Origin of the sequence: Flavobacterium cyanobacteriorum (genome assembly GCF_002251835.1) — a bacterium.
GTDB lineage: Bacteria > Bacteroidota > Bacteroidia > Flavobacteriales > Flavobacteriaceae > Flavobacterium > Flavobacterium cyanobacteriorum.
Map to the genome: position 1 here is coordinate 1 of NZ_NOXV01000287.1, position 16273 is coordinate 16273.

The 16273-nt window shown below is 37.8% G+C and carries 16 protein-coding genes and 1 pseudogene; 9 read left to right on the top strand and 8 right to left on the bottom strand.

Features of this window, described 5'->3' with window-relative positions; translation table 11 throughout:
* From CHU92_RS11180 to CHU92_RS11195, 4 genes and pseudogenes are all read left to right on the top strand, one after another.
* Positions 1-915, top strand: a pseudogene (locus tag CHU92_RS11180) (FISUMP domain-containing protein); the annotation flags it as partial.
* 93 nt (positions 916-1008) lie between these two features.
* Entirely contained in the window at positions 1009-2379 is a 1371-nt protein-coding gene (locus tag CHU92_RS11185; RefSeq protein ID WP_094415588.1) for a TlpA family protein disulfide reductase, read from the top strand.
* 38 nt (positions 2380-2417) lie between these two features.
* Positions 2418-5153, top strand: coding sequence for an FG-GAP repeat protein (locus tag CHU92_RS11190; RefSeq protein WP_094415590.1), 2736 nt, complete (start codon positions 2418-2420; stop codon positions 5151-5153).
* Positions 5154-5276: 123 nt separating this feature from the next.
* Positions 5277-6086, top strand: coding sequence for a T9SS type A sorting domain-containing protein (locus CHU92_RS11195; RefSeq protein ID WP_094415592.1), 810 nt, complete (start codon positions 5277-5279; stop codon positions 6084-6086).
* A gap of 251 nt (positions 6087-6337) precedes the next feature.
* Here CHU92_RS11195 and CHU92_RS11200 read toward each other — a convergent pair whose 3' ends face one another.
* The 4 genes from CHU92_RS11200 to uvrA form a co-directional block, all read right to left on the bottom strand.
* Positions 6338-6700: a VOC family protein gene (locus tag CHU92_RS11200; RefSeq protein WP_094415594.1), complete on the bottom strand. Its 363-nt coding sequence runs from the start codon at positions 6698-6700 to the stop codon at positions 6338-6340.
* A complete protein-coding gene (locus CHU92_RS11205; RefSeq protein WP_094415596.1) occupies positions 6697-7260 on the bottom strand; it encodes a DnaJ domain-containing protein in 564 nt (187 codons plus the stop codon). Before CHU92_RS11205 ends, CHU92_RS11200 begins: the two co-directional genes overlap by 4 nt.
* Positions 7260-8186 carry a restriction endonuclease gene (locus tag CHU92_RS11210; RefSeq protein ID WP_094415598.1) on the bottom strand — a complete coding sequence of 309 codons (927 nt, stop codon included), beginning with the start codon at positions 8184-8186 and terminating at the stop codon, positions 7260-7262. The genes CHU92_RS11205 and CHU92_RS11210 overlap by 1 nt, the downstream gene beginning before the upstream one ends.
* Before the next feature lie 143 nt (positions 8187-8329).
* Positions 8330-11119: an excinuclease ABC subunit UvrA gene (uvrA, locus tag CHU92_RS11215; RefSeq protein WP_094415600.1), complete on the bottom strand. Its 2790-nt coding sequence runs from the start codon at positions 11117-11119 to the stop codon at positions 8330-8332.
* A gap of 291 nt (positions 11120-11410) precedes the next feature.
* Between uvrA and CHU92_RS11220 the strand changes: the two genes are divergently transcribed.
* Entirely contained in the window at positions 11411-11839 is a 429-nt protein-coding gene (locus CHU92_RS11220; RefSeq protein ID WP_094415602.1) for an endonuclease domain-containing protein, read from the top strand.
* Here CHU92_RS11220 and CHU92_RS16130 read toward each other — a convergent pair whose 3' ends face one another.
* From CHU92_RS16130 to CHU92_RS11240, 4 genes are all read right to left on the bottom strand, one after another.
* Positions 11840-12550, bottom strand: a complete 711-nt coding sequence (locus CHU92_RS16130; RefSeq protein ID WP_094415604.1) for a hypothetical protein — start codon at positions 12548-12550, stop codon at positions 11840-11842. It abuts the gene before it with no gap.
* A 340-nt stretch (positions 12551-12890) separates the two neighbouring features.
* The gene (locus CHU92_RS15895; RefSeq protein WP_165764646.1) at positions 12891-13130 is read right to left on the bottom strand and encodes a hypothetical protein; all 240 of its coding nucleotides are present in this window, start codon (positions 13128-13130) and stop codon (positions 12891-12893) included.
* Between the two features lie 48 nt (positions 13131-13178).
* Entirely contained in the window at positions 13179-13421 is a 243-nt protein-coding gene (locus CHU92_RS11235; RefSeq protein ID WP_094415608.1) for a hypothetical protein, read from the bottom strand.
* Between the two features lies 1 nt (position 13422).
* On the bottom strand, positions 13423-13827 hold the full coding sequence (locus CHU92_RS11240; protein WP_094415610.1) for a hypothetical protein: 405 nt from the start codon (positions 13825-13827) through the stop codon (positions 13423-13425).
* Positions 13828-13917: 90 nt separating this feature from the next.
* On the opposite strand from CHU92_RS11240, the gene CHU92_RS11245 reads away from it, so the two are divergent.
* The 4 genes from CHU92_RS11245 to CHU92_RS11260 form a co-directional block, all read left to right on the top strand.
* Positions 13918-14139, top strand: a complete 222-nt coding sequence (locus CHU92_RS11245; RefSeq protein WP_094415612.1) for a helix-turn-helix domain-containing protein — start codon at positions 13918-13920, stop codon at positions 14137-14139.
* A 142-nt stretch (positions 14140-14281) separates the two neighbouring features.
* Positions 14282-15217 (top strand): IS1595 family transposase, encoded by a 936-nt coding sequence (locus CHU92_RS11250; protein ID WP_094415616.1) that lies wholly within the window; start codon positions 14282-14284, stop codon positions 15215-15217.
* Entirely contained in the window at positions 15204-15467 is a 264-nt protein-coding gene (locus CHU92_RS11255) for a hypothetical protein (protein WP_094415614.1), read from the top strand. Before CHU92_RS11250 ends, CHU92_RS11255 begins: the two co-directional genes overlap by 14 nt.
* A 134-nt stretch (positions 15468-15601) precedes the next feature.
* On the top strand, positions 15602-16273 hold a 672-nt coding region (locus CHU92_RS11260), incomplete at its 3' end, for a hypothetical protein (RefSeq protein WP_129583071.1).

Below are 16273 nucleotides of genomic sequence, written 5' to 3' on the forward strand. Positions count from 1 at the left end.
GCTCCGGCTACCATAGCCGAAGTACAAGCGATGATTACAGCGGTTAATAATAATGTGAATGCGATTTTGGTACAAATCGGTAATGAAGGAGACCAGCCTAATGTAGTACCATCGGTAGTAACTGTTGCCCAGTTGCAACAATTGCCCGTTACAGGAGTTACAATAGGTCATCAATTAGCATATCAGGCATTTATTGATGCCAACCCCAATAATTTTTCTATGCCTGCTACCCTCTCTGAAATACAAGCAATGATAAATAGCATAACTTTACTCGCTTCTCCTTATCCTGCAGGTACAGTTTTTTGTAGCATTCCGACACAAGTCGTAGAAGTAACATCTACTACAGGACGTGTGTGGATGGATAGAAATTTGGGGGCAGGAAGAGTCGCTACGAGCTTAAATGATGCAAATTCGTATGGAGATTTATATCAGTGGGGACGCTTTTCTGATGGTCACCAATGCCGAAATTCGTTAACTACTTCAACGAATGCAAGCACAGCAGCCCCTAATGGTGGTAACAGTTGGGATGGTCAATTCATTATTGAAAATGTTCCACCACAAAACTGGTTAACATCTCAAGACAATACTTTGTGGCAAGGTTTAGCAGGAATTAATAATCCTTGCCCTACTGGTTTTCGACTTCCAACAGAAGCTGAGCTAAATGCTGAAAGAGTGACATTTGTAAACCGTAATAACGTGGGTGCTTTTGCTTCGGTTCTCAAGCTGCCTGCTGGTGGTGCAAGAAGGAGAGAAGACGGCTCCTTAACAGGTACAGGAATATTTGGAGATTATTGGAGTAGTACTACATCAGGAATTAATATTCGTCGACTAACTTATTTTAATGCGATAGACAGTGGAAACATTGATCTTTCTTTGCGTGCAGATGGGTATGCCGTACGTTGTATAAAAAATTAACAATTGATCGTAGTATGCTATGTGTTATCCAAGTAAAATGATAAATGATTTGCAAGAGCTACTTATTTATAAGAATGATAAAAATCTTAATTTATGAATTTCATCTCTTGCATTTTGTTTATCGTTTTATATGGCAATATGTCAACTGCACAAAAAGTGTATGGTACTTGGTCAAGTTTACCAAACACTACTATTCAGTTAGAAGGTTTTGATGGCTTTTCTACATATAAAATTGCGGAAGGAGTCACCGACAGCAGCGGTAACTTTAGTTTACCTTACACGCTAAACGATTATGGTATAGGTTACATTAAGATAGCAGAAGCGAAACCAATATTTGTTGTTTTATGCGGCGAAGATATTCAACTATCAGGGGTAACGCCCGCAAGCCCAAAAACAGTAAAAGTGGTAAAAGGCACACAAAATAGGGCTTTTGCTGATTATGCTACCCAACAACCCCTTAGAGAACAGGCCTTAAGTGCATGGACGTATTTGGAAAAATTATATCAAACGGATTCCATTTTTAAATCACAAAACAAGCCTAAAGATGATATAATAAAGGAGACATATCGTTTGAAACAGGAAGAACAAGCTTTTATTGAAAATCTACCAGAAGATAGCTATGTAAAATGGTTTTTACCCATTAGGAAACTAGTTAGTACTGTCTCTATCGTAGCTCAACATAGACCTAAGGATATACCGAGTACTTTAGAAAGTTTCAGGAGTATAAACTATGCTGATAAGCGATTCATTAAAAGTGGACTATATAAAGATGCTATTGACAGCTATATCTGGTTTATTGAGAATACATCAGGCTCTTTGGATATTGTTTTTTCAGAGATTAATCGATCTATAGATTTAATGATAGGTTCTGTAGTGTCAGATGAAAAGTTGTTTAATTCCCTAACGGATTATCTATTTAATTTACTGGAGTCAAGAAGCTTGTTTAATTCATCCGAATACCTTGCGTTAAAGGTTTTAAGCCAGAATAGTTGCACTATAGCTACAGACGTGGCAAACAAACTGGAAAACTACCGAAAATTAAAGAAAGGGAATATAGCTCCTGATATTGTTTTTGGGAAGTACACAAATTTTATTGCCAATAAAAAGGTTTCATCATTAAAAGAAATAGAATCATCTTATAAACTTGTGGTGTTTGCTGCCGGCTGGTGCGAACATTGTCAAAAAGAAGTTCCAAAAATTGTAGGATTTTATAATAAGTGGAAGGAAAAAGGATTGGAAGTTATTTTGGTTTCGTTAGATGAGACTGCCGTTGACTTTAAGGCTTTTACCGGTAGTTTCCCCTTTATCTCTACCTGCGATTTTTTGAAGTGGAACGGTGCGGCAACTTTAAATTATCATATATCAGGGACACCAACCTTTTATTTATTAGATAAAGATTTAAAAATTTTAGTGAAACCCATTTCTGTCGAGCATATAGAGGCTTGGTTAATGACAAATGGCTAAATACACAATGTTGAATTAATAAAAAACACCCTAAATAAATGAAAAAACTTTTTATCACATTACTAACCCTAGGAGCATTACATCTCAATGCCCAGGTTAAGATTGGGGATAATCCTACTTCAATTAATCCTAACTCTTTATTGGAACTGGAAAGTACCAGTAAAGGATTTTTATTGCCAAGGATGACCACTATGGAGAGAGATGCTATAACACAGCCCTCCAATGCTTTGCTGATATATAATACAACTGAGGGGTGTATCAATATTTTCAATGAAACAGTACAAGAGTGGCGTTCCATTTGTGCCAATCAGAGTACTGGTTCAGCTGTATTTGAAGCAGATTGTAGTAGTTTAGTCATTTCAGGTACTTACACTACAGGGGTTGAGTTGATTCCTGAGGAAAACTTTCTGACCTTAAATGTTCAAGTCACTGAAGTTGGAAATTATAACATTGTTGCTAACTCTGGTGGGATGTTTTTTGCAGCAGCGGGTGAGTTTTTAACAGAGGGCTCACAAGTAATCACCTTAAGAGGACAAGGCTTTCCGTTAGTTTCAGGAGTGAATTTTTTAGGTATTCAAATTGGAAATAAATTGTGCACCTCGGTAGTTAATGTTGCAAACGGGATTGCTGTAGTTACAGGTTGTGGTACTTTAGGCTCACTTACAGGTGAGATTTTTGCCAATGAAACTATTCAAGAAGATACTGTTTTTCAAAGCTATACTGCTGGACCTGTCTATACAGGTGGTTCTTCATTCGGAATCACGAGTAGTCCTTCAAACGGAATAAGAATTAGTAAACCGGTTAATGGTGTATTAAACGGTACAGGGGCTCCTATTGATTACATTCTATCGGGTAAACCAGAGCTTCCTGGGTTTACAACCTTGAGCTATTCTATAAATGGTTTTTCTTGCTCTTTTAACGTTCCAGTTCTTAGTGGTACAGGTAGAGCTACTAGTGTAACTTGTGGAGGAGCTACAGCAGGAGCTTATCAAGTGGGTACACCAATGAATCCCTCCAACACAAAAGTGGTTACTCTTTTGGTAACAGTTGCGGGCACTTTTTACATTCGTACCAATACCGTAAATGGGGTCTATTTTGAAGGAAGTGTTAACGCCGTGAATACTGGCACTTTGAATGTGACTTTGACTGCCGTGGGAACTCCTCAGACTGTCTCGACAAGTTCTTATACAGTAACCGTAAATTCAATCCCGGCGCTATTCACCTCTTGTAACTTCACTATAAATTATACCTTGCCTTCTTCTGTACCTGCTTTCAATACGATTAGCTGTACTTCATTTAGTGTTACTGCAAGTTATATCAAAGCAAATAATACCGGTGCTGGCGATTCTTTCGGCGGACAGTATGAATATGGTTTTAACAATTTTGGTAAAGGGGCTCAAATTGCAGCTGATGGACTTACTATGGTTGTAGGGGCACAGCGCGAAGATGGTGATCTTTCAGGGGGAAATATAAACGCTACCAATAATAACAACAGAACGGATGCGGGAACAGCCTATATTTATACCAGAGCAAACATTAGTAGTAATTGGACCTTTCAAGCTAAGTTGAAACCTACAGTACTTGATGCTTCCGATGTGTTTGGAAATGCGGTGGCCATAAGTAGTGATGGTAATACAGTAGTAATTGGTGCGAGAGCAGAAGACGGAAGTGGTACTGGAGTAAACCCAACCAGCAATAACAGTTTGGCAGATGCGGGAGCAGCTTATGTTTTTGTAAGGACGGGTACTACTTGGAGTCAGCAAGCATATTTAAAATCTCCTGCTCCCTCAGCGAGTGATAGATTTGGGTGTAGTGTTACCATTAGTGGTGACGGTAATACGGTTGCTGTGGGTGCAGTATCAGAAGACGGAAGTGGAACGGGTATAAACCCAACTGCAAATGATGCCTTAAATGCTTCAGGGGCTGTATATACCTTTACGCGTTCAGGTTCTACTTGGAGTTACGAGGCCTATATCAAAGCATCCAATGCGGGAGCTTCTGATTTATTTGGAGTTTCAATTGCACTAAATAGCGACGGAACTACACTGGCTGTGGGCGCTTATGGTGAAGATAGTGCTAGTTTTGGCATCAATAGTACCAATAATAACAGTGCGACCGATGCAGGTGCAGCCTATGTGTTCCAAAAAACAGCAGGTGTATGGGCACAACAAGCCTATGTAAAAGCAAGTAATACCGGAGCTGGAGATTACTTTGGTATCTCTGTATCACTGGATGCATCGGGTAACGTACTCGTTGTTGGTGCTGAGCTTGAAGATGGGAATGGAACGGGGGTAAATCCTGGGGCAAATAACAGTGCTTCCAATGCCGGTGCTGCTTATGTATTTAACAGAGCGGGGACTACGTGGACTCAAACTGCCTATTTAAAGGCTATTAATGCTGGAGCAAGCGACCAATTTGGTAATGCAGTAGCAATATCTGCAAATGGTGAGTTTATATTAGTTGGTGCTCCTTATGAAGATGGCTCAGTAGGATGTGTAAACCCAGTCAACAACAATACTACTTCAGGAACGGGTGCTGCTTATCTATACAGTTTTGTTGGAGGTCAATGGGTATATGGCTTCACCTACAAAATGCATACAGGTGTAGGTTTAAATATCAATGATTTTTTTGGTCACGTTGTAAGTATCAGTAGTAACGGTAGGTCGGTTCTTGTGGGTGCCTATGGTGAAGATGGAAGTGGTTCAGGAATTAACCCTGCAGCAAATAATAGTGCAAGTGCAGCTGGAGCAGTGATTGTTTATACCAGAGATTAATTTTTTAAGTAAAGAAACTTCAAAAAATTAAATTCCAATTTGGTAACGATTCAAATTAAGACAGATAAAATCAACAATCCCTACTTGTTCATGGCAGGTAGGGATAAATTAACTTAAAAACGTATGAAACAAAAATTACTTTTATTACTCGCTACTTTTAGCTTCTTGTCAACTCAAGCTCAAATCACCTTGGTGAATCCAGAGCCTGATTTTCAAATCACGTTGGCCTGCCCGCCATGTATGGTTTCTAATTTTTTTCAAATCGATCTTGACGGGGATGGAACACCTGAGTTTAGGTTCAGATATGATTTTGATACAGGCGACTCTCCAAATTTACATATAGAGAGTACGTTTGACTTTTTTAACGGAATTGAAACCTCTGTGGTTAATGTTCCTGATACAGGTTTGGTACAAGCACTTTCTCAAGGTGTACTTATAAATAGCTCAACTCCAACATCGTTCACATCAGAGTTTATTGCTACTGAACTGGAGGGAAGCAATGCCGAGTTTTTAAATACAGGTGATCAATATATAGGGTTTAAGGCGGAAATAGGGAGTACCATTTATTATGGATGGATCTTGGTGAACCTTACTGGTAATGTGTTTACTATTAAGCAATATGCTTTTACCACCAATCCAAACGGTATTCTAACTGGTCAAGGTGGTGCTTTATCGGTTTCTCAAAAGGAATTAGAAACGGTAAAGTTGTATCCAAATCCGGTGGTAGATGTTTTAAACATCAGTCTATTTCAATCAGATTTTAATCCAACTTATTTTCAAGTTTTAGATTTATCTGGCAGAATTGTACACCAAGATAAATTTGATATTTCAAACGGTATTAACTGTAATTCCTTATCATCCGGGCAGTATATCCTTCAACTGGTGGAGCAAAATTCTAATGTAAAACGAGTGCAGAGTTTTATTAAAGACTAGCGTTGATTTTTTGATTTTAACCCCTGGTTATCATTAAAAACATTGATAAATTTAGCTTTGACTTAATTATTTAAAGTTGAAGTGGTTTAAACTTATTTGTTAAATAAAAAAGGGTTGACGAAATTTGTGTTGCAAAACATAATTATTTCAAAATCAACCCTTATGTACAGTGTACTTGACAAAGATATAATAAAAAGAGAAATTGTTCCTTATTTACCCTTAGCAAAAAGAGGTTTTCAGGTGANAAATTATTATTTAAACTCCCCAAAATGCCACAGCACTCCGCTGGGGTCATGAACAAAACACTCGCTGCCCCAGTCGAGGTGCTTAACAGGTACAAGCCGTACATCTTTATATTTTTCAGGAAGGTTTAGAGCAACAAGTTCATCCCAAAAATGGTTTACATCATCCACTTCCATAAAAACCATGGTGTTGTCAATCCAGTCTTTTACATAAGCATCCTGGAGGTAAAAAGCGTTATTACCCGATTTAAAAACCGACATTGTTGGGCTAAGGGTAGCTTCCTCAAAGCCGAGATCGCGGTAAAAACTGCGGGAGGTTTCAAAATCTTTAGCGCCTATAAAGGGGCGTATGGATTTGGCTTTGTGGTTCATAGGGTATCAGGGTTTTTCGGGTCTAATATACTGATTCTGTTTATCATCCTGGCGCTGCCGTTGGCCAGCACTAAAAGTTTTTCTTTAATAAGAGGCTTGTGCTCCGCATTCATAAAGATGCCGCACACTACAATTTCATCTATTATCAGGTTGTTGGTAAGGATTTCTTCGGCACTGATGAGGAAAGTGACAGTATCATCAGTCAGTATATCATCTACCAGCTTAAAAAGCATCTCTTTATTGATGCGCCCGCCGGCATTAAATACTTTTTCCTTTATCTTTTTGAACATCAGCAATATTCCTGTCGGCGTATGCCCCGTAGCCGAAACCTTAGGCTTGTGCTGCTTCTTATAGCCTTTGGAACAATCATAGGCATGGCGTTGTGCAGCATCACCCAATATAATATACGACTCTGCTATTTCCTTGAAGCGTTCCTCACTGGCTTTATCGCCTGCATTTTTATCAGGGTGGTATTGCACCGCCAGCAGCCGGTAGGCTTTTTTTATCTCTGCCTGTGTACACCCCGGAAGGACGCCAAGTATTTTATAGTAGTCTTTCATTATTGATCAGCCATAGAATCCCAAAAATCAGTATCCATTTTCTTAATTTCTATGGTTTGCTCAACCTGCATTCCTAAGCCATAATCATAAATATATGCTGCTAAATCTTTTCCATCAATAAGCACTACTGTTGTACTTCCGTAAAGATTTTCAACATATTCAATTGCACCCTTCGAAAAGTACGATGTCGTAATAAAAACACCTTTATTAGATTGAGCCACAGCTAAGGCACCAACAAAACGCTGAATTTCTTCTCTTCCTACAGCAATATCTAATCTATATCTTTTAGCTTGAATGTTAATTCTTCCAAAACCTAGAATATCTTCTTTTATAATCCCATCAATACCACCATCATTTGATTTTTTAGTTACTAAACCGGAATTTTTTACCTCACCACCGTAGCCCATTCTTTGTAGAAGCAGAACGACTAGTTTTTCAAACGCTGAAGGTGTTTTATTTAGAATGGTTGTGAGTATTTCATCATAAATAGAATTTCTGATGTTGTTGAAAGAAGTATATAATTTTTCTTGAGGTGTAGATCTATCACTAATATCGGTTAGAGCAATCTCCGGATTTCTATTTGTTTTTTTAGATTTATCTCTTTTAGAAACCTCATGATCGACAAATTCATTTATTGCTAAAGGAGTTTTTGATTTTAGCATATCAATTCCTTTTTGACTAATCCGATATATTCCCCTGCCAGGCTTGTCAAGTAACCCAGCCATATTTAAATAGCTTAACGCCCAAGAAATTCTGTCGTAGAAAATATGGCCATTTCCTGAAGGATACATTTCATTAATTTCGTCTTCTGTTAATTTAAATTCTTTTGCAAGTGGCTCAACAAAATCTTTTAACTTCATTGAGCGTCCATCTAGCAAAATATTTAATGCAGAAATTCTAAGTTCATCATATTTTGGAATTGACATATTGTTTTATTAGTGTATTCAAATTAACATAATATTCTGTAATCAAAAAAATGAATTGAATAACAAATGCAGGTCAAATCAAATAGATATTAGGTTAATTTTTACATAACCCAGAACTTGAAACTTGAAACCTGAAACAAATTTTAAAGCTTCTCCCTCAAATATTCTCCCGTCACACTCTTAGGATTTTTAGCCACTTCCTCGGGTGTGCCAAAAGCTACCAGGTGTCCGCCGTTTTCGCCGCCTTCAGGGCCAATGTCAATGATATAATCCGCGCACTTTATAAGGTCGAGGTTGTGCTCTATGACAATGATGGAATGCCCTTTGTCCAGCAGCGCCTCAAATGATGCCAAAAGTTTTTTGATATCGTGAAAGTGGAGGCCTGTAGTAGGTTCATCAAACACAAACAGGGCTTTTTCTTTTGTAGCGCCCTTAACCAGGAACGATGCCAGCTTGATACGCTGCGCCTCACCACCCGAAAGGGTAGAGGAGCTTTGCCCCAGCTGCACATAACCCAATCCTACATCCTGCAGCGGCTGCAGCTTGGTCATTATTTTGGTTTGCTTATGCTCGCTGAAGAATGTTACGGCATCATCAATGGTCATGCTTAGTATATCATCAATGTTTTTGCCCTCAAAAGTGATTTCGAGTATCTCTTTCTTAAAGCGTTTGCCGTTGCAGGTTTCGCACTCCAGGTGAACATCAGCCATAAACTGCATTTCGATAGTCACTTCGCCTTCGCCCTTGCAGGTATCGCAGCGGCCACCATCAACGTTAAAAGAAAAATGCTTGCTCTGGTACCCACGCATGTTGGCCAGCTTTTGTTTCGCAAACAGGTCGCGAATATCATCATACGCTTTAATATAGGTAACCGGATTGGAGCGCGAGCTTCGGCCAATCGGGTTCTGGTCCACATACTCAATATGCTTAATGTGGCTGTAGCTGCCCTGCAATTCGGTAAACTGGCCTGCTTTTTCGCCTACGCCCTCCAGCTTTTTCTGCAGGGCAGGGAAGAGGATCTTCTTCACCAATGTACTCTTGCCGCTCCCCGAAACACCTGTAATTACCGTAAGGCAATCCAGCGGGAAGGTAACATCAATATTTTGCAGGTTGTTCTCTCTCGCGCCGATAACATCTACGTGGTGCTTAAACTTGCGGCGTTTTTTAGGTACAGGTATTTCAAGGTCTCCATTAAGGTATTTGGCCGTAAGCGAATCACTTTGAAGTATCTCCTTATAGGTTCCCTGTGCCACGAGCTGCCCGCCGTGCGTACCGGCTTCAGGGCCAATGTCAATAATCATGTCGGCCTGTTTCATGATGTCCTCATCGTGCTCTACCACAATAACTGTATTGCCAAGGTTGCGCAGGTTTTCCAGTACTTTTATAAGCCTTTCGGTATCTTTGGGGTGAAGGCCTATACTCGGCTCATCCAGAATATACATCGAACCCACCAATGAACTTCCTAATGACGTTGCCAGGTTAATACGCTGGCTCTCACCACCGGATAATGTTGAGGAGCGGCGGTTAAGCGTAAGGTAACTAAGGCCAACTTCCTGCAAAAAGCGCAGGCGGTTGTTTATTTCAACAAGCAGCCTTTTAGCCACTTTATAATCATATTCATTAAGTTCCAACGTACTGAAGAACTCCGCGAGGTTCTTTATCGGCAGGTCCACCAGGTCGCTTATGGTATGATTGGCAACTTTAACGTAGTTAGTCTCCGGGCGAAGGCGCTTTCCTTTACACTCAGGGCATTTGGTCTTGCCACGGTAACGGCTCAGCATTACGCGGTTTTGTATCTTGTAATTCTTCTCTTCAAGCTCTTTAAAGAAGTCGTTAAGCCCTGTAAAATATTTGTTGCCTGTCCACACCAGGGCACGGTCGCTTTCCGAAAGCTGGAAGTACGGCTTGTGTATAGGGAAATCAAATTTATGGCTGTTGTTTACCAGCTGGTCGCGGTACCAGCCCATACTTTCGCCACGCCACGGGAAAACCGCATTTTCGTATATGGAGAGCGCTGTGTTTGGTATCACCAGTTCCTCATCAATGCCTATAATGCTGCCATAGCCTTCACATGAAGGGCAGGCGCCGTATGGATTATTAAAGCTGAACAGGTGCACGTTCGGCTCTACGAAAGTAATCCCATCCAGCTCAAAATTATTACTGAAGGTTAGCCTGTTTCCGGTGCTAACTTCCTGCAGGTAGCATTCGCCTTTACCTTCATAAAAAGCGGTTTGCACAGCATCGGCCAGGCGGTTGTAAAATTCTTCCTCTTCCTTTACCACAATACGGTCAACTATCAGCAGCACTTCTTTATTGGTTAAATCCGCACCGGCAAGATCGTCAAGGCGCAGCGTTTCATTATCAGCCAGTATACGTGCAAAACCCTGTTGCAGCAGCACGCCCAGCTTTTCTTCCAGCGTTCGGCCTTTTTCCGTATGTATGGGAGAAAGGAGCAGCCAGCGGCTTTCCGGCTCCATTTTCTTAACCTCGTTCACTACATCCGTCACCGTATCCTTTTTTACCTCACGGCCGGATACAGGCGAGTAGGTGCGGCCCACACGCGCGAACAGCAGCTTCATGTAGTCGTAAATTTCGGTGCTGGTGCCTACAGTACTGCGGGCGTTGGTAGTGTTAACCTTTTGCTCAATAGCAATGGCAGGCGCAATCCCTTTTATGTATTCTACCTTGGGCTTATCAAGGCGGCCCAGGAACTGGCGGGCGTAGCTCGACAGGCTTTCCACATAGCGGCGCTGGCCTTCGGCATACAGGGTATCAAACGCCAGGCTCGACTTACCCGAGCCCGAAAGGCCCGTAACCACCACCAGCTTATTGCGGGGTATGGCTACATCTATGTTTTTGAGGTTGTGCAGCTGCGCACCTTTTATGAGTATGTTTTTCTTGGGTTCGAGTGCAGAAAAATCAGTCTTTATCATGGCAAAAATTAAGTAGGCAAAGATACGGGTTTTGAAGGAATTTTTTGTTAAGGGATTGGGAAGGGAATTGTTATATATGTTCAATATTATAATACTTCAGCAGGATTGTAGCTTGTTCCCCTCTTGAGAGGGGTTAGGGGTGTGTTATCATTACATACCATGAGCAATTATTGTTACTGCTTTTTTTACAAAACTATTCAACAATGGGTAAGCCAGCGGCAGGGCGTTCCCCTCTTGAGAGGGGTTAGGGGTGTGTTAATGATATAATGCTAAAATCATTATATTTATCTCATGAAACGAAAGATCATTCCATACAACCCAAACCTAAAAGATTTAGCACGACAGTTGCGAAATAATAGCACTAAGGCTGAGGTTATGCTTTGGCAAAAGCTCAAGAGGAAGCAAATGTATGGTTATGATTTTCACAGGCAAAAACCTCTTGATAACTACATTCTTGATTTTTTCTGCTATGAACTCATGCTGGGTATTGAGGTTGATGGGTATTCTCATGAATTTTTGGAAGTTTACAATAAGGATGTAGTTAAGGAAGTCAGGATGAATGACTTTGGAATTACTGTATTGCGATTCTCAGATTCTCAGGTTTTGAAAGATATAGAAAATGTTATTAGGGCTATTGAACAATATATAACTGAATATGAAAAACACACCCCTAACCCCTCTCAAGAGGGTAACTATATACAATTTTACACTGGGGGTTAGTTAATCTTTCTTAATTAGTTTGGCATCTATTTTAGATAAACACTTATTTATATCTGTTTCACCCATATCCCTTATCTCTTTTATATATTGTGCAGTAACAATAGGTTCAACATCTTTTACTTCGTTAAATTCAGAAATTCTGCTAATAACTTCTGTAAGCCTCTCGAATATAATTTCTTTGGCTCGTTTAGAGCCTTTTAAGTTTTCAACCTCATACTGCCTTACAATGTAATCAGATAAATATTTACAACCTGTTATTGTAAAATGTACATACCAATCAAGATTGTTATTATAAAACATATCCGTTGATTTACTAAAATTAACCCACGCATTCTCAAAACAATATTCTGACTTTAAATCTAAAATACTTTTATGAAGACCGGTATAATTCTCTATATGCTTTTCGTGCTTAGTGCGTTCATCTTCTTCCAACTTTCTAAGTCGCTGTTCAAAAGTGATAAAGGAAAAGATTCCCAAAGAAGTAAAGATTATTGGAACAAGCCAAAGAATTAATGTTGTATCTTTTTCTTGTTGCTGTATATAATAATCTTCTTTAAATGATTTATCTGAATTTAGTTTATCAGCATCAGCGTACTTAACTAATGTATTGATACGAGCTTCTAATACATCATTATTGTGAAAGCAAATAACAACAGTACTAATTAAACCTATAAATATTAAGGCGTAAATTCCGTGAATATATTTAGACATAGTTTAAAGGAATGAAATAAGGTAAATGTAATAAAAAGTCCCCTGACAAAATAATATAATTCTGACAGGAGACATTAACCAATGCTCCACAAACAATGAGCATGATGCAAATGTATAACAAAAAATAAAGCCCGCTGTGATGCGGGCATTTTAATCATGAAATCACAACTTCATTATAACGAACAAAAGTATTTGCTAAGTAAGAAAGCAGAAATTTTAAAACAGAGTATTCAAGAACTAATAGATAGTTTCAATGAAAAAACAAATTCTAAATTAATGATTACAAATTATACAGATGATGGTAAAATAGATGTAATGGTATGTATTAATAACCAAGATTTTATGAATTTGACTCTCGAGGAAGAATGATGTCGATTACAACCTTATCATTAAACTCAATACCAAAAACATCATATTGACCATCTCTTGCAAAAGGTTTTTCAGCTTCTAAAAGGCTTCTTTCAGTATAAACCATATTAACTTTGCACCATTGGAGATAGGCACTTCTGTCAAGTTCATTGAGTGGCAATACAATTAGTTTGTATCTTATATCTTTATCAGATGTGATATAAGTACCCAATTTCTTTTTTCTTTCAATTGCTTGTTCTAATGTCGTAGTATGGTTGATTTAATGTTCTGTTTTATCGCCTTTTATTAATATAGCTCCTGCAATAGCCATAAGCCCAAAATATAAAGGAAGAGAAGATGTAAAACCTGCGCCACTATCACCTGAATAATAAGCCCCTCCAATCCAATTGGCACCTAAATTAGTCGTTAAATCTAAATCTTCTGAAATTAAATTTAAAAAAAGTAATGCAATACTCAATAATGCAGGGCTAATAAGAATATAGCCTAAAATTCTATTTTTCATATTAATTAACTTTAGTATATGTTGGGTTAAGTCCTGATGCTTGTAAGATTTGAATTTGAGTAGTAGAAACTTTCCTGAAGTGATAAACATTGGTTGTATTACTTGTCGTAATAGTTACAATATAATCCGTGTCTGATACTTGTTCGGTGGCAGTTGCGGTTTGACCCGGTGCCTCCATTACTTCTTTCCAACAATAAGTTGAATTACCAGTAATAACACACCAATTATCAGATGTAAATTTAAAACCCATTCCTGTATTAATTCCATCTGCAAAACCCATCCACCTGCCCTGTATCCAAGACGGAGGATTAAAAAAATTCTGATTGCCGTTGTTGGTAGAACTATTATCATCACTACCTGAACAACTCATCAATAAAAAAGTAAAAATGAATAAAAGATTTTTCATAAATATTTGATTTAAAATTTGTTCAAATATAAATAAAACGAACTCATATATGCGTCCAATGTAAAAAGTATTTGTAATGACCTTTGAAATATGGATATTTCAGAGGAAAAATATTTAGCTCAATTAGGTAGAAGAATTAAAGAAGAAAGAGAGAAAAATAAACTTTCTCAAGAAGATTTGGCTAACGATTGTAATATTCCTAAATCCCAAATTGGAAGAATTGAAAGGGCTGAAATCAATACAACTATAAGGACATTACTAAAAATTTCGAGGGCTTTGAATATTCCAATAAAAGACCTAATCAATTTTTAGAATTATACGAACATTGATAATTTTGGATGCTGAAAATACCTGCCTTACCTTAGCTGTAAGCGGATAAAAAGTTAGACGATTTTTACACCAATTATTTTTTTATTGGGTAAAATAGTATATCTTTATGAAAAATTTCCGCATCATGTTTAATAGGCATTTTACTTCGATTTTAGACATTATGAATACTTTTCCTGACGAGCAGTCTTGTATAGATTATCTTGAAGAAGCACGCTGGGGGAATAAGATTATAAGTCCTTTCGACCCAACATCAAAGGTCTATGAATGTAAAGGGAATAAGTACAAGTGTAAAAACACGGGCAAATATTTTAACGTTCGCACCCAAACAATATTTGATAACACAAAAGTACCTTTAAAACTCTGGTTCATAGCTATTTGGCTGTGCACCTCCCACAAAAAGGGTATGAGTAGTTTGCAATTAAGCAGGGATTTGAATATTACACAAAAGTCAGCTTACTTTATGCTACAACGCATCAGGAATTGTTTTGGAAAAGACACGGAACCATTTGATAATATTGTGGAAGTAGATGAAGTTTACATAGGGGGCGACAATAAAAATAAATCCCTGTCAAAAAGAAAGTTGTTACACGCCAATGGTATGCAAACAGGGGCAAATCATAAAACACCTATACTGGGTATTTTGGAGCGAGGCGGTAAAGTAAAAGGTATAGTATTGGACAAAGCCTATGGTAAAACAATAAAGCCTGTATTATTCAAAGAAATTAAAGAAACGGCTGTAGTAGTAACTGACGGCTTTGGGGCATATAAGGATATAGATAAAAACTTTGCAGGGCATGAGATAGTGTATCACAACAAAGACCAGTATGTAAATGGAATTTTCCACACTAATACAATAGAAGGATTTTGGAGTTTGCTAAAAAGAAATATTGACGGCATCCACCACTTTGTAAGCAGGAAGCACCTAAACAAATATTTAGACTTTATGACTATGCACTATAACACAAGAAAATTAACCACGCACGAAAGGTTTAATTTACTAATTTTAAACTCTGATGTAAGACTAAAATATAAAGACCTGATAAAAAATGCCGAGGATTAAAGAAGAAGAATTTAAAGACATAACAAAAGTAGATTTTGACGGACAAACATATTATTCTGTAGCAGAAGCGCAAGAATACCTAAAAACTGATTTAAGTGCATTAGAAGCTATTACACTGCCTATAAAAGGAACAGCAACAAAGTGTGCCACCTTTGAAAAGATAATGGATTATAAGCACCAAAACAGAGAATTATCCGATTTTGATAAAAAGATAATCCAGGGATTGAATTTCAACCCAAGAAAGAAATAGAACTGAAATTTTAGATTACACCTAACTTACAGACATAGCTGAATTAGGTGTAAGCCTAAAGGCACTACTTTAATCCCAATCTTTAATATGGTTGGGATTTTTATTTGGCTATATTTGTGATAAATAGCCTTACAATGACAAACCTAAAAAACAATAAAATGATTGCACTTTGGATAATTATAATTCTCATTGGTACAACTTTAACTATATGGGGTTCACTCAAACTTAATGATGCTTGGACAAAAGCAGACGAACTCAAAAAACAACACCCAATCCCTGATTTTATATTATTAGATTGTGATTTTGAAATTACTTTTAGTAAGGAACAAACTAATATTATAGAGGAAGCGATTTATTCAAAAATCTCAATGCCCGAAGGCAATGTCAGCGACATTAACCAACTGCCCGTTTTGATTTTCTTTAATGAAAACAGAGAAGGTTTAGAAAAATACGCATTGGAGCGAAACATTCTTAATAATTTAAAAACAGTAATTGTCAATGGAACCGCAACATCAAAAGATAGTACTACCCTTATAAGTTTCTATTCAAACGAAAACAACATCTATATTGGTTCTAAAGAAAAATCTAAGGAGAGTTATATTGAAATATTAAGATACAATAAAGATGAGGGTACATTTACAGGGAGAATGAACAACATTCAACTGATGACAGAAGTACATACAGCCTCACAATATTTATTAGACCTTAATCAAATTACATTTCATATAATGTTCTCGGGGCAAATAAAATTAAGAAAAGTTGAAAATGTTTACCTTAAAACAACAAGAACAAAATATTTTTACATT

Bases quoted from the DNA above. Each gene is read 5' to 3' on its own strand.
- CHU92_RS11195 (WP_094415592.1), top strand. From the start codon at position 5,277: ATGAAACAAAAATTACTTTTATTACTCGCTACTTTTAGCTTCTTGTCA.
- CHU92_RS11255 (WP_094415614.1), top strand. From the start codon at position 15,204: ATGCCGAGGATTAAAGAAGAAGAATTTAAAGACATAACAAAAGTAGAT.
- uvrA (WP_094415600.1), bottom strand. From the start codon at position 11,119: ATGATAAAGACTGATTTTTCTGCACTCGAACCCAAGAAAAACATACTC.
- CHU92_RS11235 (WP_094415608.1), bottom strand. From the start codon at position 13,421: ATGAAAAATAGAATTTTAGGCTATATTCTTATTAGCCCTGCATTATTG.
- CHU92_RS16130 (WP_094415604.1), bottom strand. From the start codon at position 12,550: ATGTCTAAATATATTCACGGAATTTACGCCTTAATATTTATAGGTTTA.
- CHU92_RS11210 (WP_094415598.1), bottom strand. From the start codon at position 8,186: ATGTCAATTCCAAAATATGATGAACTTAGAATTTCTGCATTAAATATT.
- CHU92_RS11220 (WP_094415602.1), top strand. From the start codon at position 11,411: ATGAAACGAAAGATCATTCCATACAACCCAAACCTAAAAGATTTAGCA.
- CHU92_RS11185 (WP_094415588.1), top strand. From the start codon at position 1,009: ATGAATTTCATCTCTTGCATTTTGTTTATCGTTTTATATGGCAATATG.
- CHU92_RS11190 (WP_094415590.1), top strand. From the start codon at position 2,418: ATGAAAAAACTTTTTATCACATTACTAACCCTAGGAGCATTACATCTC.
- CHU92_RS11250 (WP_094415616.1), top strand. From the start codon at position 14,282: ATGTTTAATAGGCATTTTACTTCGATTTTAGACATTATGAATACTTTT.
- CHU92_RS11200 (WP_094415594.1), bottom strand. From the start codon at position 6,700: ATGAACCACAAAGCCAAATCCATACGCCCCTTTATAGGCGCTAAAGAT.
- CHU92_RS11240 (WP_094415610.1), bottom strand. From the start codon at position 13,827: ATGAAAAATCTTTTATTCATTTTTACTTTTTTATTGATGAGTTGTTCA.
- CHU92_RS11205 (WP_094415596.1), bottom strand. From the start codon at position 7,260: ATGAAAGACTACTATAAAATACTTGGCGTCCTTCCGGGGTGTACACAG.
- CHU92_RS11245 (WP_094415612.1), top strand. From the start codon at position 13,918: ATGGATATTTCAGAGGAAAAATATTTAGCTCAATTAGGTAGAAGAATT.